This window comes from Streptomyces sp. NPDC050508, from assembly GCF_040655155.1.
Classification (GTDB): domain Bacteria; phylum Actinomycetota; class Actinomycetes; order Streptomycetales; family Streptomycetaceae; genus Streptomyces.
This window is the reverse complement of the sequence record NZ_JBFAJJ010000011.1, coordinates 238,362-257,765: the sequence shown is the minus strand read 5'-3', so window position 1 is coordinate 257,765 and position 19,404 is coordinate 238,362. Positions and strand designations below refer to the sequence as shown.

Annotated in this window: 19 protein-coding genes; 10 read left to right on the top strand and 9 right to left on the bottom strand. The window is 69.8% G+C overall.

Annotation, left to right across the window (positions count from 1 at the left end):
• The first annotated feature begins 376 nt into the window (after nucleotides 1-376).
• The 3 genes from AB0I69_RS30065 to AB0I69_RS30055 are packed head-to-tail and all read left to right on the top strand — an operon-like array spanning nucleotide 377 to nucleotide 4,408.
• Nucleotides 377-2,533 (top strand): helix-turn-helix transcriptional regulator, encoded by a 2,157-nt coding sequence (locus tag AB0I69_RS30065; protein ID WP_363098848.1) that lies wholly within the window; start codon nucleotides 377-379, stop codon nucleotides 2,531-2,533.
• 4 nt (nucleotides 2,534-2,537) lie between these two features.
• Nucleotides 2,538-3,533: a hypothetical protein gene (locus tag AB0I69_RS30060; protein ID WP_363098847.1), complete on the top strand. Its 996-nt coding sequence runs from the start codon at nucleotides 2,538-2,540 to the stop codon at nucleotides 3,531-3,533.
• Nucleotides 3,530-4,408, top strand: a complete 879-nt coding sequence (locus AB0I69_RS30055) for a DUF6339 family protein (RefSeq protein WP_363098846.1) — start codon at nucleotides 3,530-3,532, stop codon at nucleotides 4,406-4,408. Before AB0I69_RS30060 ends, AB0I69_RS30055 begins: the two co-directional genes overlap by 4 nt.
• On the opposite strand, the gene AB0I69_RS30050 is transcribed toward AB0I69_RS30055, so the two are convergent.
• The 7 genes from AB0I69_RS30050 to AB0I69_RS30020 all read right to left on the bottom strand — a co-directional run bounded on the left by AB0I69_RS30050 (nucleotide 4,383) and on the right by AB0I69_RS30020 (nucleotide 11,430).
• The gene (locus tag AB0I69_RS30050) at nucleotides 4,383-5,768 is read right to left on the bottom strand and encodes a DNA cytosine methyltransferase (protein ID WP_363098845.1); all 1,386 of its coding nucleotides are present in this window, start codon (nucleotides 5,766-5,768) and stop codon (nucleotides 4,383-4,385) included. The genes AB0I69_RS30055 and AB0I69_RS30050 overlap by 26 nt on opposite strands.
• On the bottom strand, nucleotides 5,765-6,772 hold the full coding sequence (locus AB0I69_RS30045; RefSeq protein WP_363098844.1) for a DNA cytosine methyltransferase: 1,008 nt from the start codon (nucleotides 6,770-6,772) through the stop codon (nucleotides 5,765-5,767). The genes AB0I69_RS30050 and AB0I69_RS30045 overlap by 4 nt, the downstream gene beginning before the upstream one ends.
• Nucleotides 6,769-7,170 carry a very short patch repair endonuclease gene (locus AB0I69_RS30040; RefSeq protein WP_363098931.1) on the bottom strand — a complete coding sequence of 134 codons (402 nt, stop codon included), beginning with the start codon at nucleotides 7,168-7,170 and terminating at the stop codon, nucleotides 6,769-6,771. Before AB0I69_RS30040 ends, AB0I69_RS30045 begins: the two co-directional genes overlap by 4 nt.
• A gap of 54 nt (nucleotides 7,171-7,224) precedes the next feature.
• Complete coding sequence (locus AB0I69_RS30035; protein WP_363098843.1) at nucleotides 7,225-7,422, bottom strand: hypothetical protein; 198 nt, start codon at nucleotides 7,420-7,422, stop codon at nucleotides 7,225-7,227.
• 89 nt (nucleotides 7,423-7,511) lie between these two features.
• Entirely contained in the window at nucleotides 7,512-8,531 is a 1,020-nt protein-coding gene (locus AB0I69_RS30030) for an SEC-C domain-containing protein (protein WP_363098842.1), read from the bottom strand.
• A gap of 196 nt (nucleotides 8,532-8,727) precedes the next feature.
• Nucleotides 8,728-9,882, bottom strand: coding sequence for an MFS transporter (locus tag AB0I69_RS30025; protein WP_363098930.1), 1,155 nt, complete (start codon nucleotides 9,880-9,882; stop codon nucleotides 8,728-8,730).
• A gap of 72 nt (nucleotides 9,883-9,954) precedes the next feature.
• Nucleotides 9,955-11,430 (bottom strand): beta-1,6-galactanase, encoded by a 1,476-nt coding sequence (locus tag AB0I69_RS30020; RefSeq protein ID WP_363098841.1) that lies wholly within the window; start codon nucleotides 11,428-11,430, stop codon nucleotides 9,955-9,957.
• 217 nt (nucleotides 11,431-11,647) lie between these two features.
• Between AB0I69_RS30020 and AB0I69_RS30015 the strand changes: the two genes are divergently transcribed.
• The 3 genes from AB0I69_RS30015 (at nucleotide 11,648) to AB0I69_RS30005 (ending at nucleotide 14,269) form a co-directional block, all read left to right on the top strand.
• Nucleotides 11,648-12,421 (top strand): class E sortase, encoded by a 774-nt coding sequence (locus tag AB0I69_RS30015; protein ID WP_363098840.1) that lies wholly within the window; start codon nucleotides 11,648-11,650, stop codon nucleotides 12,419-12,421.
• An 85-nt stretch (nucleotides 12,422-12,506) separates the two neighbouring features.
• A complete protein-coding gene (locus AB0I69_RS30010; protein ID WP_363098839.1) occupies nucleotides 12,507-13,190 on the top strand; it encodes a sigma-70 family RNA polymerase sigma factor in 684 nt (227 codons plus the stop codon).
• On the top strand, nucleotides 13,187-14,269 hold the full coding sequence (locus AB0I69_RS30005; protein ID WP_363098838.1) for a CU044_5270 family protein: 1,083 nt from the start codon (nucleotides 13,187-13,189) through the stop codon (nucleotides 14,267-14,269). The genes AB0I69_RS30010 and AB0I69_RS30005 overlap by 4 nt, the downstream gene beginning before the upstream one ends.
• Before the next feature lie 34 nt (nucleotides 14,270-14,303).
• On the opposite strand, the gene AB0I69_RS30000 is transcribed toward AB0I69_RS30005, so the two are convergent.
• Nucleotides 14,304-15,710, bottom strand: a complete 1,407-nt coding sequence (locus AB0I69_RS30000; RefSeq protein WP_363098837.1) for an MFS transporter — start codon at nucleotides 15,708-15,710, stop codon at nucleotides 14,304-14,306.
• A gap of 69 nt (nucleotides 15,711-15,779) precedes the next feature.
• Here AB0I69_RS30000 and AB0I69_RS29995 point away from each other — a divergent pair, with 69 nt between their 5' ends.
• From AB0I69_RS29995 to AB0I69_RS29980, 4 genes are all read left to right on the top strand, one after another.
• Entirely contained in the window at nucleotides 15,780-16,307 is a 528-nt protein-coding gene (locus AB0I69_RS29995; protein ID WP_363098836.1) for a helix-turn-helix domain-containing protein, read from the top strand.
• Between the two features lie 41 nt (nucleotides 16,308-16,348).
• On the top strand, nucleotides 16,349-16,639 hold the full coding sequence (locus AB0I69_RS29990; RefSeq protein WP_363098835.1) for a DUF6412 domain-containing protein: 291 nt from the start codon (nucleotides 16,349-16,351) through the stop codon (nucleotides 16,637-16,639).
• A 99-nt stretch (nucleotides 16,640-16,738) separates the two neighbouring features.
• The gene (yidC, locus tag AB0I69_RS29985; protein WP_363098929.1) at nucleotides 16,739-17,401 is read left to right on the top strand and encodes a membrane protein insertase YidC; all 663 of its coding nucleotides are present in this window, start codon (nucleotides 16,739-16,741) and stop codon (nucleotides 17,399-17,401) included.
• A 128-nt stretch (nucleotides 17,402-17,529) separates the two neighbouring features.
• On the top strand, nucleotides 17,530-18,387 hold the full coding sequence (locus AB0I69_RS29980; RefSeq protein ID WP_363098834.1) for a fumarylacetoacetate hydrolase family protein: 858 nt from the start codon (nucleotides 17,530-17,532) through the stop codon (nucleotides 18,385-18,387).
• Nucleotides 18,388-18,496: 109 nt separating this feature from the next.
• Here the strand turns inward: AB0I69_RS29980 and AB0I69_RS29975 are convergent, their stop codons facing one another.
• Nucleotides 18,497-19,375, bottom strand: a complete 879-nt coding sequence (locus AB0I69_RS29975) for an LLM class F420-dependent oxidoreductase (RefSeq protein WP_363098833.1) — start codon at nucleotides 19,373-19,375, stop codon at nucleotides 18,497-18,499.
• Nucleotides 19,376-19,404 lie beyond the last annotated feature (29 nt).

Here is a 19,404-nt window from a genome sequence, read left to right as displayed (position 1 = left end):
CTTGGGTGGACGCAGAGTGGCGGCGATTACGGGAATACTTGGAGTGCGAGAAATCTGATGGTGGACACACTTCTGGCGCGGCCGAACAGTCTCTCTTGTGGAGAGGATGAACGGGGCGGAAAATCCGCCGAGTTGAACCCTACCGGTCGGGCGGGGCTGAAGTCAACGCCCTTCTGTCTAGCCCGGACGGCTCCCTCTGGAATGAATGCGAACGGGAGTAAAGTAGGGCAATTGTAGGCATTTGGATGACCTGAGTGACCTGTAAGGGTGGCTGCGGAGCGATCAACTGTCAGTTGACAGTCTTCCTCGCGTCAAATTAGCCTCCTGTTCGCCGCAGGCGAGCCGTCTGTGGCTCCCAGCTATGAGCAGGTGGCGCGTGGAGACAGGTGAGGAGTTCGGGCCCTGGCTGGCCCGGCAGCTCAAACTCGCAGGCAAGTCGCAGGCCGAACTGGCCGAGGAACTACAACTGACACGGGCCGCCGTCTCCGCGTGGATCACCGGCAGGTCGACCCCACGCCCCACGGTCATGGCCGACATCGCCAAGGCGCTCGGTACCGACCTCGGCACGGTGCACACCCGTACCACCGACACTCAGATCGGCCTGCCGATCACCTGGTACCACCGTCACGGCTATCCCGACGGTGGGCGTGACCTGGGCAATGCCGCCGCGTTCGCCTTCGACGCCGACGTACAGGTGCTCGCCCGGGAGACCTGCCAGAACAGCCTCGACGAACGCCTCACCGAGAACGGACGGCCCGTCAGAGTCCGTTACACACTGCACGAGTTGACCGGTGAGGCGCTCGACGCCTTCCGCGAGGCGATCCTCTGGAACGAGCTGTTCCCCCACTACTCCGCCGTCTCGGAGAGTGCCGGCAGCCAGAAGGTCGGCCGGGTCGTGGACGCCGGTGTACGAGACATGTACGAGAAGGGGCGTCTGCTCCTGTTGCGGATCGACGACTACAACGCCTCCGGACTCATCGGCGACGACTACGAGGACGGCAAGTTCGCCGCAGTGGTCCGACGCCAGCTGGAGAGCCTCAAGTCGGGCCACGGCGCGGGCGGTTCATATGGACTGGGCAAGGCGACGCTCTGGGCCACGAGTGCCCTGGGGCTCGTACTCATCAACTCCACGCTGTCGGTTCCGCACGAGGGGCGGACCGAACGGCGGGTCGTCGGACGGCTCGAACTGCCCTGGCGCCAGGTCGAGGGCCGCCAGTTCGCGGGCCCCGCCTGGTTCGGTCGCCCGGATCCCGAGTCGGAGGGAGCCGAAATCGTCCGCTCGTGGTGGGCGGACGAGGAGACCGTGGAACGCCTGCACCTCACGCGAGAGAACGACGAGCCCGGCACCTCCTTCCTCGTCGTGGGAGCGCACGATGTCGCCAGCCTCGACGAGAAGGTGTCCGACATCGAACTCGACGCGGAATCAGGCGACCTGGACCAGGACGCCCACGGCGACACCCGGGATCTCGGGAAGATGCACCGACGCCTGGTCACCGCGTTGGGGCGGGACTTCTGGGCGGCGATGACCGGCGGCGGCAACAGGCTCCCTCTGTTGGAGGTGTCCGTCCGCTCCCTGCGCAACGGCGAAGTCGTCATTCCCGACGAGCAGGTGGATCCCACTCGTGAACAGCCCTCCCGGACCCGTGCCTTGAGGGCGCACTACGAAGGTGCCACCGTCGACCGGCTCACCGAAGCCGGACAGGTCGCGGCGCGCAGTGTGCCCCTGAAGCTGCCGCGCTCCGGGGGCGCCACCGGCACCCTGGGCACGCATCAGGCGATTCTGCTGGTCACCGAGGACGCGCAGGACAGGGACGGGGACAAGAATCAGGTGCATTCGCTGCGCGGGAACCGGATGACCGTCAAAACGGCCGGTGTACCGAGGCTGTCGGTCGGGACCAACCCGTTCCAGGCTGTTCTCCTGGTGGGAGAAGCCGCCGGGGAATCGGTTCCGTTCGCGAAGGAGGCCGAAGAGTTCTTGCGTGCCTCCGAGCCACCCGAGCACGACAGGTGGGGACAGACCGAGGAACTGACCCTCCGCTGGTCGCCCTCCGCCTACCGTCGCATCAACCAACTGACCACCGAGGTCAACAACGCGGTCAAGGAGATCGTGGCCCGCCCCCGGCGTACCAGGGCCGAGGGAGGGGAGGCCCTGCGCAAGGCGTTGACAGTGCGCGCCACACCTCAGGTCAAGGTGCCCACCGGGCCCGTGATTCCGGTGCTGGACGGGCTGGAGGCGACGGTCGGTGAGGCCGGGGAGTGGCAGATCGTCGGCGAGATCAGCATCCCCAGAGGCGACGAGATTACCCCGATGGTGCCGGTCGCTCAACTGGACGTGCGCTCCGGGGGGCTTCCGAGACTGGACTGGGCGGAACTCGCCGCGATCGAGGGTTGTGAGGTGCAGGACGGTGTCCTGTACTTCCCGCCCGGGACACGTCGTGCGAAGTTCCGAGGGGCCACGGACGTCACCAGCCATCCGGTCAGAACCGCGTTCACCCGCCTCGTCGTCGAACTCCGGACCGGCAAGGGGGAATGACACCGTGAAGATCTACCCCTACAAGCGACTCAACCGGCCCGTCTCGGTCAGGGTGACCTCGGTGTCGATCAGGCTCTCCGACGGGACCCGCGACCAGTTGGAGACCACCGCGTACTCCACCCAGCAGCAGACCGTCGCACTCGGTGTGGCCGGTCGCGACGACTGGGTGAGCGCCACGATCGGCCTCTCGGCGACTTTGCCCCCAGGGGCGAACGCGCCGGACGCCGCATGGTCCGACCTGGAGGTCCTCGCCGTGCTGACCGACGGCGAGACCAACGTCCGTACCTCCGTGAGACTCGACCGGGACACGGAGGACGGCCGGGACTGGTCCGGTTCGCTGGAGGTCGTCCGTGACGACCACCTGGGGCGGGCCTCCCTGGCCGTGCTCGCCGTGGGCACGGTGGACGACGTACGCGGACGGGTGATCGCAGAGACCGACCGGAACTGGATCATCGACACGGTCTCCGACGAACTCGTCCGCGGGCTTCAACTGAACGTCCAGAAGGCCTCGTTCCCGAAGAGCGCCCGCGAATGGCTTCGCGCCTACGCCGACGTTCCCTGGATCGTGGACCCCGCGGCCCGCGTCCCCACCGTGTGGGTCAATATCGAACTCGAAGGCGTCATGGACCTGTTGGACAGCGTCGGTTCGGGAGTGGAGAGCAAGGTGCGCGACCTGCTGGTCGCCCAGATGGCCACCGACGTTTGGACCGCGGTGTTCCACGCCGCCATCGGGGACCTGGAGGTGGAGCCCGGAGGCGGTCCCGTCTTCCCGACCGACTGGCAGGGCGAGGTGCTGAGGGAGATGCTCCCGGACGTGATTCCAGGGGCGCACGTAGAGGAAGCCCTGCGCCAGGTCCACCGACGGCGCACCGGGGAGTCCGGCTGGCCGGAACTCCAGACCCGCATCCACTACGCGGCGATCCGCCGTGCCGAAGCCCGAAAGGCCCTCGGATTCGTCATCCGGGGTCTGGAGCAGGCGAACCGAGCAGGTGAGGCATGATCACTCGACCCAACCACGTACCGGAGCGGCTCGGACTGCTCGCAGCCTCGGCCATGGAGCCGTTCCTCAACGAGCAGTTGCTCTCGGGCGAACAGGTGCACGGAGGCATCGACCTGGCGAAGGTCGTCGAGCCGCTGTCCGAGGACGACGCCAGATGGGCCGTCGAGCCGCTCCGCAGCCTGGTCGAGGACGCCATGTTCGAGTTCCGGGAGGACCGCACGCGGGCCGACGCGTGGCTGGCCCCGCGGCTCCACGCCTCACTACGTCTGACACGGCGGGAAGCCGCGGACCGACGCCTCTGGAACCACCTCACCCTCGCTGTGGCCCCCGACTATGTCGCCTGGCGGCACATCTCGGCCGGGACGGCGAACAGGCCGGAGCGGCGCATCGCCACCGAACGGTTCCGGGGTCCCGCGGACCGGCAGTGCTTCTCCCGCCTCTGGTGGGCGGCCGAACTCTTCCGGAACGGCCCGGACTACGAGCCGGTCGTGGCCGCGTGCGGAAACCAGGACCTCATCCACACCGTGCTCCGGCAGGACCTGCTCGACCACCGCCCCTCGGCCCAGGCCATCGTTCGACTGCTGAGGACCGGAAGGGTCACCACCGGACGCGAGTTCACTGGTCTCTGTACGGCGATCAACGCGGCCGGAGCGACGCTGACCTACGACGTCATCGGGCCGGACATCACCAAGGACCCCGCCCGGGTGCGGGACTGGGTTCTGGAGGCCCAGTCGGCGCCGCCGGTGGGAAGGCACAGCCTTCCCCAGGGGCCTGACGAGGATCCAGCGCCGGAGGAATCCGTCGCCGCGCTCACCACCTGCTTCGAGGACCTGTTCGCGACCGCCCCGGTCAGAGGGAGGACGAGCGCCGACTGACGAGTGCGGCCGGACGCGGTGAACCTCCGACGACGGCCGGACTCGTCGTCGGAGGGACGGAACGGGGCGGGGGCTGGGTCGCGGGACTCGGGCACTTCCCGGTGCAGGAGTCGGAGGCGCCGCAGCCGTCTCTGCGCAGCTTGGCCCGCTGGCTCTCGGTGGCTCGCTGCCAGGGCTTGCGCAGTATGTCGGCGTCCGGTGCGGGCAGGCCGAGCGCGGCACTCAACAGGTGCGCGCCGAACAGGGGCGGCACCGCGTTGCCCACCTGCTGGGCCTGCGCTGTGCCGGACCACGGATAGTCCGGCGGGAAGCTCTGCAGCATCCCCGCCTCGTTCATGTGGAACCGATCGCCCTCGCGGACGATGTTCTCGTCGAGGTGCTCGAAGACCACGAAACGGGAGATGCGCCCGGTGACGGTGGTGGCGGGCTGCCGGTCGGTCCGCACCCCACGCCGGCCGGGAATCCCCGAACTGCCGTAGTTGGAGCGGACCAGGAAGGGAACAGCGCGTCCCGGGTGCTCGCCCACGGGGTCCGCGAGGACGTCGCCCATCGACCGCCAGGGCAGCAGGTCCGAGTAAACAGAAGGACTGGGGTTCTCGTCGAGCGTCGGCTGTCGGACCTGGTCCGCCTGTTGCCCGTTCTGCCGGTTCCACGCCTTCGCGTCGTAGGCCCGGTGGGTGGCTCGCGGGAGGTGGGAGACACCGAGCCCCTCACGTCGGGCGACCAGTACCGCGCGGGTCCGCGTCTGCGGCACCCCGTAGGTCTCGGTGGAGAGGACTCCGACGGTCACGTCGTACTTGGTGCCGTCGGGCAGGCCCGTCTCCTTCAGCACCGTGGCGTAGTGCTCCCAGAGCGCGATGACCGCCGGGACCTGCTCCAGGACGATGACGTCGTAGGGTCTGTGGCCACGGTTCGGGCTCCGGGTCGCCTGGATCGCGTACCGGAGAGGTTCCAGCACCATCGCGGTCCGCGGGTCGGTCAGGGTGCTGAGGTCCTTGTCGATGGCCTCGTCGGAGTCACCCTCCGTCAGCCGCTCGATGTATTCCTTGACCTCCTCCAGGGCCTGCCGCCCGGCGCCCTTCCCGGCCACCGAGTACGTCTGGCACGGTGGGCCACCGGCGAGCATGTTGATCTCCGGCGGCAGGGACTCGAAGGCGTCCCGGCGCACCGCGCTCACATCGGCGTGCAAGGTCTCCAGCCCGGCGGCGTACCGCGTGAGACATGCGCTCCGGTCCCACTCGATGCCGAGACTCCGGATGTCCAGAGCATGTCCGGCGACGTCCAGGCCCCCCGGGCCGGCGAAAAGGTCCAAGATGTATGGATTGCCCAGGATGGACCGCTGGGACGCCGTGGTGCTCATGAGGCGGAGTCTAGCCGGCGGCGAAGATCATCTTTCCCGTAGAGGGCTGCCAGCACGGAAAGCCCCAGAGCTCGCCCCACGGGAGGCGGTGTGGCCTGGCCGACCTGGCGGTATCTGGCGGTCTTGAGCCCGGCGATCTCCCAGGTCTCGGGGAAACTCTGCAGCAGTGCCGTCTGCTCCACTGTGAGCTTCACCATGCCGTCCCGGCCGAGTTCCGGGTTCCAGTCGAAATCGGAGTCGGGCAGCGCGTCGCCGACGGTGTGGGCGTTCACGCCCATCGTCGCCCAGATGTTCTTGGCTCCGGACGGGCCGAGGTCGGCGCCTCCCCGGTTCCGTGAGCCGCCGACGAGGGTCGGGGCGGGACGGTCCGCCTGGGCGGACCAACGGGCCGCGTCTTTCCAGCCGTTGGAGGCCATGGAGGCTTCCAACGCCGCGCCGGCCGTCATGGGTTCGTGGACGGTGGGCGCCGGCGGTCGGAACGCCTGGGCCCGCTGTCGTTCCACGGCCACCAGCACGCCCTCCCGGCGGCTCTGCGGCACCCCGAAGTCGACGGCGTTCAGGACGAACCAGCTGAACTCGTATCCCAGATGGGCCAGTTCGGCACGGGCGAAATCACGGAACGGCTGGTACTCGTCCGATTCGGCGAGACCGGGAACGTTCTCGATGAGCACTGCCCGAGGTCTGATCGCGTGGACGAGGTAGACCGCGGCCCTCAACAGGCGCTCCTCCGCCTCGGAATCCGCTCGACCGACGGTCGCGCTCGACTTCACTCGCGGCAGGCCCGCCGACAGGAGGTCCACGTCGTGGCTCACGGGGTGCTCGGCCGGATCGAAGTCCAGAAGGCCCGTGTGGAGCACGTTCCACTGCGGCCGGTTGGCCCGCAGAGTGGCGACGGCCGCTTCGTCGTCGTCGAGGAGCAGGCGCGGCTCGAATCCCGCCTGCTCCAGTCCGAGAGCGAGCCCGCCTGCCCCGGAACACACATCCACCAACGTCGGACCACTCATTCCTTGCTCCCCCTCGTCTGCTCCATAAGCCGTTGTTCTACAGTGGCCACCACCCGTGCGGCCACTGTGTCGGGGGTCTCGTGCTCCCAGAAACGCAGCACTGTCCACCCCTGCGCGATCAGGTGCTCGGTCGTCTCCCGGTCGCGGGCCATGTTCCGGTCCAGCTTCTTGCGCCACCACTCCGCGTTGGCCTTCGGCCGAGTCGCGTGCTCAGGGCACCCGTGCCAGAAGCATCCATCGATCAGGATCGCCACTTTGGCCCGGGTGAAGGCCACGTCGATGCGGCGCCGCGCCATGCCGGGCACCGGGTATTCCACCCGGTAGCGCAGCCCCGCGGCGTGCAGCAGGCGACGCACGGCCAGTTCGGCCCCCGTGTCCTTGCTGGGCTGTCGGGACATGCGTGCGGAGACGCCCGGCGAGGAAGGTCTCACGTCGTCCAATGTCGTCTTGCCTCAGGAACGTGGGTCGGCGCAGTCGATGACCACCGCATCCTGCCGGCTGGAGTCGGTCGCGCGGAACCGAACCGGCGGACGCTCTGGCCCCACCGAGGACTTGGGGGCGACGAAGGTGAACGCCATCACGAGGTCACGCGGGTCGACCGATCCGTCGGACAGGTTCCGGGGCTCGGACTCCACCACGGGATAGAGCACCAGCGCACCCCGACGGGGACGGATGTACTGCTCGACGGCCGCGTGGGAACGCCGCGAGGGGTTCCGCGGACGGGCCGGTCCCGTCGACGTCAGGCGCCCTGCGCCCCGTGACAGCCCGCGTAGCTTGCCCCCGACCCGCACCAACAACTGGCCCCCCGCTGAGGCGGCCAAACCACAGCCCGCCCCCGAGCCGCAAGCGTCGTCGCATACTGCGGCAACAAATCAACGTCCCCCGGCGAAGCCCCCTCAGACGCAGCGAACGCCTCATAAGAAGGCACAGTCCCGGTCACGATCCCCAGGTTCGGCGTACCGCTGGCCGCCAGCTCCCGCAGCGACCCCTCTATCGTCGCGAGGTGCTCCTCATGTGACGGGTACTCCACAGCCAGCGAGGCATACGCCCCCACCAGCTCGGCCAACTCCCCCTCCGGCCAGTGCAGCACAGCCACCGGGAACGGGCGGGACAACGCCTCCCGGTACGCCCCCAACTCCGCCCGCAGCCGCGAGATCTCGGCCTCAAGCTCCGCGGGGTTGTCCGATCCCAGGGACCACACCCTCTTCGGGTCGTGCAGCTCGTCCAAGGACACCGACGACGAGTGCAGCGTGTCCGCCAGCGTGTCCCACTCGTCGTGGGACACGCCCAGCATGCGCCGCACCCGGTGTCGGCCGTACAGCAACGGGTGAGTGGAGTAAGGAGGTTCGGGGACATCGGTCAGTAGCAGCGTCACGCCCTCCGTGAACGTCTCCTGCGCCGCCTCCAACTCGTCGTGGGACTCCAGGGACTCCGCGACGATCACCCAGGGGGCCGGGTCCCTCGGGGACTCCGCGCGGATGCCGTCGATGATGGCCCTGGCCTCGGCCTCGTGGTCGTACTCCCAGAGGTTCGAGGCCTTGAGGGCCCGTACCAGGTGCGGGGTTTCCAGGGTGTCCGGCGACGACAGCAGGCGGTCGTAGAGCGCGGTGGCGGCGGGGCGGTCGCCGGCCAGTTCCAGGTGGGCCGCGGCCTGGAGGAGCAGGGCTTCGGCGTCCTCGGGGTAGCGGGCGGCGGTCCGCTCCAGGCGGGCCGCTTCGGCGGGGTGGTCGACGTTCTCGGCGGGCGTGTCGGGGCGCATGAACGACACGGTACTGCCGATGCCGACGCAGATGGAGGCAAGGGGAGAGATAAGCGCAGGTCGGCCGGTGAGAGAGCGGTGGGGGAGGCGTTGGGGGCGCTGCGGGAGGCCGTCCCTCGGGGAACACCGTGTGGCTTTCCGGTTTCCGCCACCTATACGCACCCGCCCCACCGCCGTACCTCTACGCCTACGACGCCTACGACCCCTCCCCCCGCGGCTCCCCCCGCGCCGCGACCCCCATCACTCCCACTCCCACCCCCACAATCCCCGCCCCCACATACAACGGAGCCGCATACCCGAACCCCGCACTGATCACCAAGCCCCCCAACCACGCCCCCACCGCGTTCCCGACATTCGACGCGGAGACGTTCGCACTCGCAGCCAGCGGCACACCCCCCGCCGCGTCCGTCACGCGCGTGATCATCCCGGGGACCGTCGCGAAGCCGAACACGCCCAGCAGGAAGACCAGGATCACCGACGCCGGTCGGCTGCTCGCCAGCAGTCCGAAGGTGACCAGCGTGATCGCCAATCCGGCCAGGGACACGAGCAGCGTCGCGTCCCGGTTGTGGTCCGCGCCCCGGCCGCCCGCGATGTTGCCTACGACCAGGCCCGTGCCGTAGACGACCAACAGCCAGGCCACGTCGGTCGTGGAGAAGCCCGTTACCTCGGTGAAGGTGTACGCGATGTAGCTGAACGCGCCGAACATGCCGCCGTAGCCGAGGGCCGTGGCCGTCAGCGTCAGCCAGACCTGGGTGGAGCGGAAGGCGTGCAGTTGCGATCGGAGGTCGGGCCTTCCTCCCTTCCCTCTCTCCCCTCCCGCCCACGCCGGGACCAGTACGGCGATGGCGGCCAGCGCCACCGCCCCGATCGCCGTGATCGCCCAGAACGTCGCCCGCCAGCCCCACCGTTCGCCGACGAGCGCGCCGAACGGTACGCCCAGCACGTTCGCCACCGTCAGGCCGGCGAACATCGTCGCGACCGCGCGCGAGGCCCGTTCCGGGGGGACCAGGCGGCGGGCGACGAGTGAGCCAATGCCGAAGAACGTGCCGTGACACAGAGCCGCTACGACTCTGCCCAGCAGCATCACCCCGTAGTTCGGGGCCAGTGCCGACAGCAGGTTTCCTACGACGAACAGGGCCACCAGGCCTACCAGGACCGGCTTTTGGGGCAACCTCGCCGTTGCCGCCGTCACCGCTATCGCGCCTACCGCGACCGTCAGCGCGTAGCCGGAGATCAGCCAGCCCGCGGCGGCCGTGGACACGTGCAGGCTTCTGCTCACCTGCGGCAGCAGCCCGGCGATCACGAACTCGGTCAGACCGATTCCGAAACCGCCGAGCGCCAGTGCCAGCAGCCCGAGCCCGGGCCTGTGTCGGCCATCGGGCTTCGTGCTGCGGGGCTCAACTCCCTCCAGAACCCCGCCCAGTCAGATCACCACCCCGTCGATCTGCAACGTCTGCACCGCGCCCGCCGCGAACGTCGCGCTCACCGTCTTCCCGCTCACATACGTGTCCGAGTGGGAGGCGTACAAGTCGCCTCCACCACCCGTCACCGTGTTCCAGCGCGGGACCAGGCCGCTCGAACCGCCCGCCACCGTCGTGAACTTGGAGAGGTCGAAGGTCAACTTCGTTGACGACGAGCCCGTGTTGGCGGCGACGATCACCAACCGCTTCGCCGACGCGTCGTAGCCCGCCGCCGCGTAGCTCACGCCCGTGTCCAGGATCGTCATGCCGGGGCGGATGTGGCGGCTGAACTGGGCCATCACGTAGTACTTCGTCTGCACCGCGCCGGCCGTCAGCGTGCTCTGGTCGTACGCGATCATCGCCCAGCCCGAACTCGGGTCCATGACCTGCCAGTACGTCCACGCCGTGGGGTGCAGCCAGCGGAAGTCGTAGAGCAGGTTGCTCGCCATCGTGAGGCCTGTGGAGTCGCTGTCGCCGGTCTCCGAGTTCCAGAGGGCCTTGCCCGCCGTGGTGACCACGTCCGTGTAGAGCAGGTCTCTACGGCCGCCCGAGCCCTGGTAGCCGTGGACGTTGACCCGGTTCACGTACCCCTTCGTCGTGGACGAGAACGCGCTCCACGTCGTCCGCGCCAGGTCGTAGCTCGTCTCGTCCGAGGCCGAGATCTTCGTGCTCGTCAGGCCGCGGCTGTCCAACTCGCTGCGGACGTACGGCAGTACGGCTGCCTGGACCGTCGAGTCCATGTGGCAGCCCTCCTGGGTGCCGGTCGCCGTCCACCAGCTCGACGAGGGCTCGTTGAAGGCCTCGACCGTCGCGAAGTTCACTCCCCAGTTGTTCTTCGCGTACAGGGCAACGGACGCCAGGTGGGAGGCGTGTTGGCGGTAGTTCCAGGTCTGGAGGTTGTTGCCGCCGCCCGAGGCGCCCGACGGGTTGTGGTTCGAACACATCCACCACATGGGGGAGTTGGCGAACAGCTCGGTCGTCGCGCCGCGCGAGGTCGCCTTCACCAGCATCGCCCGCTGGGTCGCGTCCGCCGTCCACTTCCACGCCGAGGACGTGGGGTCCTCGTTGTTCCAGTCCTGCCAGTAGCCCTCGATCTGCTTGAACGCGGGGATGTTGGCGGAGGCGACCATCGACTCGCCGCTCACCGTGTTCGAACTGCACGCGCCCAGGTTGTAGCGGGCGATGTTCAGGCCCAGGCCGGGGAGTGAAGTGTCGTTGTACGTCGTCGACTTGGTGGTGAAGAAGATGTCGGCGAAGTCGTCGCGGGCGCCGAAGACGTTCGCCCACCAGGCGAGGGAGGTGCCCCAGCCCTCCCAGGTGCCGTAGGTCGTCGCCGGGTTGACCGCGATCGTCGCGTCGGCGCGTGCGGTACCGGTCGCCAGGGCGGTGCCGAGGAGGCCACCGCCCGCCGCGGCCAGCAGGGTTCTGCGTCGGATCATCTCTACTCCCGATTCGCTCAACCGCCGGTCGTCCCACCGGCGTCGGCCATCCCCCCGGCTCGTGCCACCAGGAAGCATCGGGTGTGTCGTGTGGGGTTGTCGAGGGTTGTGACACCCCTTTCTAAAACCCGTGTACGAAGGATCGAACAGGCGCCTTCACCGCTGACGGGAGTCACGGGTCTGGTGAGTTGAGGAGCTGCCCTTTATGGTGCGGCCCATGCGGGTCCCCGTCGTGCAGCACCGCAGCCGTCGACGCCGTGCGCTGCGCCGACGCGCCCTGTGGACCGGCGGCGAGTTCCTCGTCACCGCCGGGGTCGTCCTGCTGCTCCTCGTCGTCCACCAGTTGTGGTGGACCAACCGCGAGGCCCGCCGCGGCGCCGAACACCAGGTGCAGGCCCTGGAACGGCAATGGGCGACCCCCACATCCACACCCACGCCGGGGGCCACCAGCGGGGGTACTCCATCGGCCAACACGGTGACCAGCGACCGCAGTTCACCGCGCCGGAGCACGACCGCCGACACCGTCACCCCCCACCGCTCCCAGGCCTACGCCATCCTCACGATCCCCCGCCTCCACCTCCGCGTCCCGATCGCGGAAGGCGTCAGCAAGCAGAACGTGCTCAACAAGGGGTACGTCGGCCACTACCCCGGCACCCAACAGCCGGGCCAGGCAGGGAACTTCGCGCTCGCCGGGCACCGCAACACCCACGGCGAGCCGTTCAGGTACCTCCCGCGACTGCGCCTCAAGGACACCGTCCGGGTCGAGACGAGCGCGGCCACCTTCACGTACACGGTCGACAAGATCCTGCCGCAGACCTCCGCCGCCGACTCCGGCGTCATCCGGCCGATCCCGCGCTCGACCGTGAAGCCCGCCTACGGCTACAGCGACCCCGGCTACTACATCACCCTCACCACCTGCACCCCGGAGTTCACGTCCAGGTACCGCATGGCGGTGTGGGGCACGCTCACGTCCATGCGGCCCCGCACGTGACACTGGGGGTCCGTGAACCCGATTCCGGTCAGTCGGCAAGTACTGGGTGAACGCTGTCCCTTTCCTCTGACCACACGGACCGTCCATGACCGATTCCGATTCACTGTGCCGCTCCTCCCAGGGGAGCGGCACCGCACAGGCGGACACCGCGCGAGCGGACGCCGTGCTGGTCGCGGCCTCGCTCGACGAACCCGAGTGGTTCGCCGTGCTGTTCGACCGCCACGCGCCCACCATCCACCAGTACGTCGCCCGGCGCCTCGGCCGTGACGCGGCCGACGACGTCACCGCCGAGACCTTCCTCACGGCCTTCCGGATAAGAGCCCGCTACGACAGCGGGCGGGCCGGTGTCCGCCCCTGGCTGCACGGCATCGCGGCCAAGCTGATCAGCCGGCACCGCCGCGAGGAGGTCAAGGCGTTGAAGCTGCTCGCCCGCACCGGACGCGACCCGGTGGCGGAGACGTGGACCGACTCCGCCGACGACCGCGTCACCGCGCAGGCCGCCTCCCGGCCCCTGGCCAAGGCGCTGGCCGCTCTCTCCGAGGGGGACCGGCACGCCCTGCTGCTGTTCGCCTGGGCCGACTTCACCTATCAGGAGATCGCCGAGGCCCTCGACATCCCGGTCGGCACCGTCCGGTCCCGGCTCAACCGGGCCCGCAGGAAACTGCGCGTCACGGCAGGGCCGTACAGCCCGTTCGGCGGGCCCGACGACACCGCCGGTGATGCCGTCCAACCGCTCGAACCGCACGTATCCGAAGGTGACCCCGCATGAACGAGCCGGCTGATGCACGTGCCCTGCGCGCCGACGTCCCCCTGCCCGACAGCGACCGCCTCGCGCCGCAACGGGCCCTGCTCACCGAGGAGTTCCGGCTGGAGGCGGTCGCCGGACACCGGCCCGCCCCGGTTGTGCCGCCCCGCCGCAGTCGCAGGTTCGTCCTGATGACCGCCGTGGCGGCCACGGGCCTCGTCGTCACCGGCGGGGTCGTGGTCTCCCTCACGGACGACACCCCGGGGACGGTCCGCGCCACCCCCGCCGGCCGTCACCTGCTCTCCGCGCAGGCCTCCGCCGACACCCTCGAACTGGCCGCCGCCACCGTCGAGAAGCTCGGCACCACCGAGCCCGGCCCCAAGCAGTGGGTCTACGAGAAGAGCACGACGCTCGGCCAGGGCAAGCCCCAGACCTCGGAGGAGTGGACCCGCTGGGACGGCACGGGCTCCGCACGCCTGCCCGGCATCCCGGGCGCGGGCGACATCTCGCACTTCGACCCGAACAAACTCCAGGTCTGGTACGGGCCCAACCAGGAGGAGAAGTGGAAGAAGGAGGGCTACGACGACCGGTCCCAGCGCCAGTTCTACCGCTTCCTGAAGACGCTCCCGAGCGACCCCGACCGCATGATGGCCGCCATCCGCAAGGAGCACGCCATCGGTGACATCAAGGGCGAGACCGTGGCAGAGCGCGACTGGCGGGAGATCGACGTCCTCTACCGTTCCGTCCTGATCCCGCCGAACGTGCAGGCGGGCCTGTTCCGGGCGCTCGCGAAGATCCCGGGTGCCCGGGTGGAGAAGGGCATCAAGGACCCCGTCGGGCGGGCGGCCATCGGGGTCACCGTGACCTACGCCGAGCCCAGTGCCTCGGGCTGGCAGGGCAAGCAGGAACTGTTCTTCGACCCGAAGACGTACGTGTACCTGGGGGAGACCCTGCACGCCACGCCGATCGAAGTCTCCAAGGACGCCAAGGACGCCGAGGGCCCGTACGCCAACGCCTCGCCGGCGCCGGGTACGACCCCCGACGCGGTGATCACGGTCCGCGACGCCTGGGGCGTCGTGAACAAGCCGGGGGCGCGTCCCTGAGGCAAGCGGACCCGGGCGGGTGCGGGCGGACGGTTCACGCCCGCTCCCGCAGCACCACCACGCTCACCGACGCGAGCACCGCGAGTGCCGCCGACACCACCATCGCGATGTCCGCACCGTGGGCGAGGCCGCTCCCCGCCGAGGTGGCTATCGCGATCGTCAGCGCGACGCCCGCGCAGGAACCGATGTACCGGAACGTCTGCTGCGCCCCCGACCCCATCGCCGCCCGCTGTGCCGGTACCGACTCCACCGAGAGCAGGGGCAGCGCGGCGTTCAGCAGGCCGCTGCCCACGCCGGCGATCACCAGTCCCGGCAGCAGCCGTACCCAGGAACCGGAGTCCAGCGCGCCGAGCATGGTCAGGACGCCGGCCGCGTGCAGCAGGAAACCCAGGGCCAGTTGGTGCCGGGAGGAGACGCGGCCGGAGAGGCGGCGGGCCTGGAGGGCGACCGTGAAGGACAGCCCGGACCAGAGGAGGAACAGCCACGCCGTGTCCAGCGCGGACAGGTGCAGCGTCTGCTGCAGCAGCGCGGGCAGGAAGCTGAACAGGCCGATCACCGCGAAGCCCGTGAACAGGCCGCCCGCCGAGGAGGCCAGGAAGGGGCGGTGGCGCAGCAGGCTCAGGTCGATCATCGGTGTCGCGATCCGGCGCTCCACCAGCGCGAAGACGGCCACCAGCGCCACGGCCGCGAGCAGCAGCAGGCCCACCGGTGCGCGCAGCCAGCCGTCGCGGCCGAGCGTGAGGGCGGCCACGAGGGCGACCAGGGCCAGTCCGAAGGTGACCGCTCCGGCCAGGTCGGGGCGTCCGCCCCGCGGTGCGCGGGACTCGGACAGCGTACGGACGCCGAGGGCGGCCACGACGAGCGCGGCGGCGCCGAGCACGCCGTAGGCCACCCGCCAGTCGGGCATCGCACCGGCCACCAGTGGGCCGATCGCTATGCCGCCGCTGACGAACGCGCCCCACACACCGGTCGCGTGCAGTCGGCCGTGCGGGGTCGGGAAGGCGTGCACGATCAGGCCGAGGCTGCTGGCGAGCAGTGCCGCGCTGGACGCGCCCTGTGCGATGCGGGTGAGGGTGAACAGCCAGGTCGAGGAGGTCAGCGCGGAGAGTGCCGTGGTGATGCCGAGGGCGAAGGTGCCAGCCAAGAAGATCCGGCGGCGGCCGTAGTCGTCGGCGAGGCTGCCGGCGACCAGGAGGAGCGCGGCCAGGCCCAGCGGGGTGCCGTTCAGGAGCCAGGCCTGGGCGGAGAGCGGGGTGTGCAGAGCGGCGGCGATGTCGGGGAGCGTGACCATCGGCGCGGTGTACGTCATCAGGGCCACGGCGGTGGCCGCGCTGGTCAGGGCGAGGGTGGCGCGGGAGTTAGGCACGCTCGGCTCGCTCGGCTCGGAGACTGTGGGAGCCGCGGACGCCGGGGAGAGAGTTCGTTCACTGAACCTTGTCATGCGGAGTACCGTAGCACCGTAGGTTCGTTCATTGAACCTGGATGTCGGAAAGTGGCTAAGGTGGAGGGCATGGCACTCGGCAAGGACTACGCGGGACAGGAGTGCTCGATGGCCCGGGCACTGGAGGTGGTCGGGGAGCGCTGGACGCTGCTCGTCGTCCGGGACGCCCTCTACGGCGTACGGCGCTACAACGACTTCCTCTCCCACCTCGGCATCCCGCGCGCGGTCCTCGCCGCCCGCCTCCAGGCCCTCACCGCCGAGGGCATCCTCGAAAAGCGCCGGTACCAGGAGTCACCGCCGCGCGACGAGTACGTCATCACGGACCGCGGGATCGCCCTGTGGCCGGTGCTGCGCTCGCTCGGCCTGTGGAAGCGCGAGCAGTACGCCGAGACGCAGCAGCGCTACTTCCGGCACGCGGACTGCGGCACCGAACTCGGCCCGTACGGCGAGTGCCCCGCCTGCGCGGTCGTCGTCCCCGTCGAGGACGTCCTCGTGGAGCCGGGCCCCGGGCTCAATCCCGATCCGGCGGATCCGGTCAGCCGGGCACTCCTCAAGCCGAGGCGGCTGCTCCAGCCGATCGAGACCGATCGGGTATAACAGACGGTACGAGAACGCGGGTTGAGGGAGGGGGGCGGACCATGAACCACAGTCGGGTGACCGCCCTGCTGTTCCTGTTCCTGCTCCCGTTCGTGCTGGTGGAGGCAGGCGGCCTGCCGGCCACCGTCGCGCTCGCCGCGACCGGCACCGCCCTCGCCGTCTGCGCCCTCCTCACCGCGCGCTCCGCACCCGCCGTACCGCCCACCCGGGTCCGTACGGCCATCCGCGACCGGGCCCGCCGTACGGCGTTCCTGCCCCAGCGCGACCCCGACGCCTCGGGCCGCCCCCGCCCCCGAGCCCCCGGACACACCCTCCGGACGACCGCCGCGTAGGGCATCTCTCTCTGTTGCCTCCGCGCGGAGGCTCGTCACGCCGCCATGCCCACTCCCGGCACGACGAGACCCACGGAGGGCCCACCCATGCCTGCCTTCATGTCCCTTTTCACCACCCTGGTCGGCCAACTCGCCGACCTGCTCCACCCGTTGTTCGGCGCGACCGCGGTCGCCGCCGCGATCGTCCTGTTCACCGCTCTCGTACGACTCCTCGTCCATCCCCTGTCGCGGGCCGCGGCGCGCGGGCAGCAGGCGCGGGCGCAACTCCAGCCGCGGGTGGCCGAGTTGCGGAAGCGGTACGCGAAGCAGCCCGAGAAGCTGCAGAAGGCCGTACTGGAACTGCACGCCGAGGAAAAGGTGTCACCGCTGTCCGGTCTCCTGCCGAGCCTGCTGCAACTCCCGGCCTTCTTCCTCCTCTACCGGCTGTTCTCCGGCGGGGGCGACGACCTGCTCTCCCACCGGCTGTTCGCCGCGCCGCTCGACGGGCACTGGTCCGACGCGCTGGCCGGCGGCGGGGCGTTCGGGCCGGCGGGACTGGTCTACGTCGGGCTGTTCCTCGCCGTCGCCGCGGTCGCCACCTTCAACTACGTCCGTGCCAGGCGGACGGCCGTCGACTCCGGGACCGGCGCCGTCGGCAGGGTGCTGCCGTTCCTGTCCTTCTTCACGCTCTTCACCGTGGCCGTGGTGCCGCTCGCCGCCGCGCTGTACGTGGTGACCAGCGCGGCCTGGAGTGCCGTGGAGCGGGTCGTGCTCCAGACCTGACGGCGCGCGGTGACGGTCCAGTCCGTGAACCGGGTATTGCGGACTGGACCGGGAGCTTGGAGGATCGACCAGTCCTCCGATGGCTGCACCCATCGGTCGACCGTCCGCGATCGATGGAGATGGTGAACATGAAGCTGCTGCGAGTCGGTACGGCAGGGGCGGAGCGGCCCGCGCTGCTCGACGCCGAGGGGACCCTGCGGGACCTGTCCGGCATCGTCCCGGACATCGACGGGCCGCTGCTCGCCGACACCGCCGCACTGGGCCGGATCCGGGCCGCGGCCGACGCCGGGGAGCTGCCCGCGCTGGACGCCGACGGGCTGCGGGTCGGGCCGCCGCTGGCACGGATCGGCAAGGTCGTGTGCATCGGGCTGAACTACCACGACCACGCCCGCGAGACCGGCGCCGAGCCGCCCGCCGAGCCGGTCATCTTCTTCAAGGCGGCGGACACGGTCGTCGGGCCCTACGACACGGTGCTCGTCCCCCGTGGTTCGGTGAAGACCGACTGGGAGGTCGAACTCGCCGTCGTCATCGGCCGCACGGCCCGCTATCTGGACTCCCACGAGGAGGCGCTCGCGCATGTCGCCGGGTACGCGGTCGCGCACGACGTGTCCGAGCGGGAGTTCCAGATCGAGCGGGGCGGGACCTGGGACAAGGGCAAGAACTGCGAGACGTTCAACCCGCTGGGACCGTGGCTGGTGACGGCGGACGAGGTGCCGGACCCGCAGGCTTTGTCGCTACGGCTGTGGGTGAACGGGGAGTTGAAGCAGGACGGCACGACCGCCGAGCAGATCTTCCCGGTGGCTGAAGTGGTGCGGTATGTCAGCCAGTTCATGACCTTGTATCCCGGGGACGTCATCAACACCGGTACGCCTGCGGGGGTTGCTCTTGGGCAGCCTGAGCCGAAGCCGTTCTTGCGGGCCGGGGATGTTGTTGAGCTGGAGATCGCGGGGTTGGGCAAGCAGCGGCAGGAGTTCAAGGACGCCTAAGGGGTGGGGGCTGCTTGTTGTTTTGCGGGTGCGCGGCCGTTGTGGCTGGTCGCGCCCACGCGGCGGAGCCGCAAATCGATACAGCCCCGCGCCCCTTAGGGCATGACCTCTACGCCAATAGAGAGGCGAGCTTGCGCCAAGCCTCGCGGGGGAGGGACTCGCGTGCGGCCCCGTCGACCACCTGGAGCGCCACGTGGTCCGCACCCGCCGCCAGGAAGGTGTCGATCCTCGCGCGGATTGAGGACTCGTCGCCCCATGCGAACACCGCGTCCACCAAGTGGTCGCTGCCGCCATCCGCCAGGTCGGACTCCGTGAAGCCGTTGCGGAGGAAGTTGTTGGTGTAGTTGGGGAGGGTCAGGTACATGGCCAGGTAGTCGCGGGCCAGGGCGCGCGCTCGGGTCGGGTCCGTTTCCAGGACCACCTTCAACTCCGGCGCCAGCAGCGGGGTTTCGCCGAGAATGGCGCGGGCCTTGGCCGTGTGGTCGGGGGTGACCAGGTACGGGATCGAGCCGGCCGAGCGGTCGCGGGCCAGCTCCAGGGTCTTCGGGCCGAGGGCGGCCAGGAGGCGGCGGTCGGCGGGGACTCCGGCGGCGTCCAGGGCGTCCAGGTAGGTCACGAGTGCCGAGTACGGGCGGCGGTACTGGTCCGCCAGCTTGGCGTGGCTCACCCCCAGGCCGAGCAGGAAGCGGCCGGGGTGGGCCGCTTCCAACTCCGCGAAGCCCGCGGCGCTTTCGGCCGCGTCGTACTGCCAGATGCTCTGGATACTGGTGCCGACGGCGAGCGTCGAGGTCGCCTCGATGAGCGGTACGGCGTGCTGGGCGGCGCTGCTGCCGCCCAACCAGACGGCGCCGTAACCGAGTTGCTCCAACTCGGCTGCCGCCTCGGCGAGTTCACCGCGCCGGGCCGGATCCTCGGTGCGCAGGCCCACGCTCCAGATACCGTACCGCCCGACCGTTTCCCTCAGCCTCTTCGGCGTATCGCTGCTCATCGCTGCTGTTCCTTCCGCTGTCCGGCCGT

Excerpts from the sequence above, each read along its gene's own strand:
- AB0I69_RS29975 (WP_363098833.1), bottom strand. The coding sequence starts at position 19,375 with ATGAGCAGCGATACGCCGAAGAGGCTGAGGGAAACGGTCGGGCGGTAC.
- AB0I69_RS30010 (WP_363098839.1), top strand. The coding sequence starts at position 12,507 with ATGACCGATTCCGATTCACTGTGCCGCTCCTCCCAGGGGAGCGGCACC.
- AB0I69_RS30040 (WP_363098931.1), bottom strand. The coding sequence starts at position 7,170 with ATGTCCCGACAGCCCAGCAAGGACACGGGGGCCGAACTGGCCGTGCGT.
- AB0I69_RS30045 (WP_363098844.1), bottom strand. The coding sequence starts at position 6,772 with ATGAGTGGTCCGACGTTGGTGGATGTGTGTTCCGGGGCAGGCGGGCTC.
- AB0I69_RS30050 (WP_363098845.1), bottom strand. The coding sequence starts at position 5,768 with ATGAGCACCACGGCGTCCCAGCGGTCCATCCTGGGCAATCCATACATC.
- yidC (WP_363098929.1), top strand. The coding sequence starts at position 16,739 with ATGTCCCTTTTCACCACCCTGGTCGGCCAACTCGCCGACCTGCTCCAC.
- AB0I69_RS30000 (WP_363098837.1), bottom strand. The coding sequence starts at position 15,710 with ATGACAAGGTTCAGTGAACGAACTCTCTCCCCGGCGTCCGCGGCTCCC.
- AB0I69_RS29980 (WP_363098834.1), top strand. The coding sequence starts at position 17,530 with ATGAAGCTGCTGCGAGTCGGTACGGCAGGGGCGGAGCGGCCCGCGCTG.
- AB0I69_RS30015 (WP_363098840.1), top strand. The coding sequence starts at position 11,648 with ATGCGGGTCCCCGTCGTGCAGCACCGCAGCCGTCGACGCCGTGCGCTG.
- AB0I69_RS29990 (WP_363098835.1), top strand. The coding sequence starts at position 16,349 with ATGAACCACAGTCGGGTGACCGCCCTGCTGTTCCTGTTCCTGCTCCCG.
- AB0I69_RS30020 (WP_363098841.1), bottom strand. The coding sequence starts at position 11,430 with ATGATCCGACGCAGAACCCTGCTGGCCGCGGCGGGCGGTGGCCTCCTC.
- AB0I69_RS30055 (WP_363098846.1), top strand. The coding sequence starts at position 3,530 with ATGATCACTCGACCCAACCACGTACCGGAGCGGCTCGGACTGCTCGCA.
- AB0I69_RS29995 (WP_363098836.1), top strand. The coding sequence starts at position 15,780 with ATGGCACTCGGCAAGGACTACGCGGGACAGGAGTGCTCGATGGCCCGG.
- AB0I69_RS30030 (WP_363098842.1), bottom strand. The coding sequence starts at position 8,531 with ATGCGCCCCGACACGCCCGCCGAGAACGTCGACCACCCCGCCGAAGCG.
- AB0I69_RS30005 (WP_363098838.1), top strand. The coding sequence starts at position 13,187 with ATGAACGAGCCGGCTGATGCACGTGCCCTGCGCGCCGACGTCCCCCTG.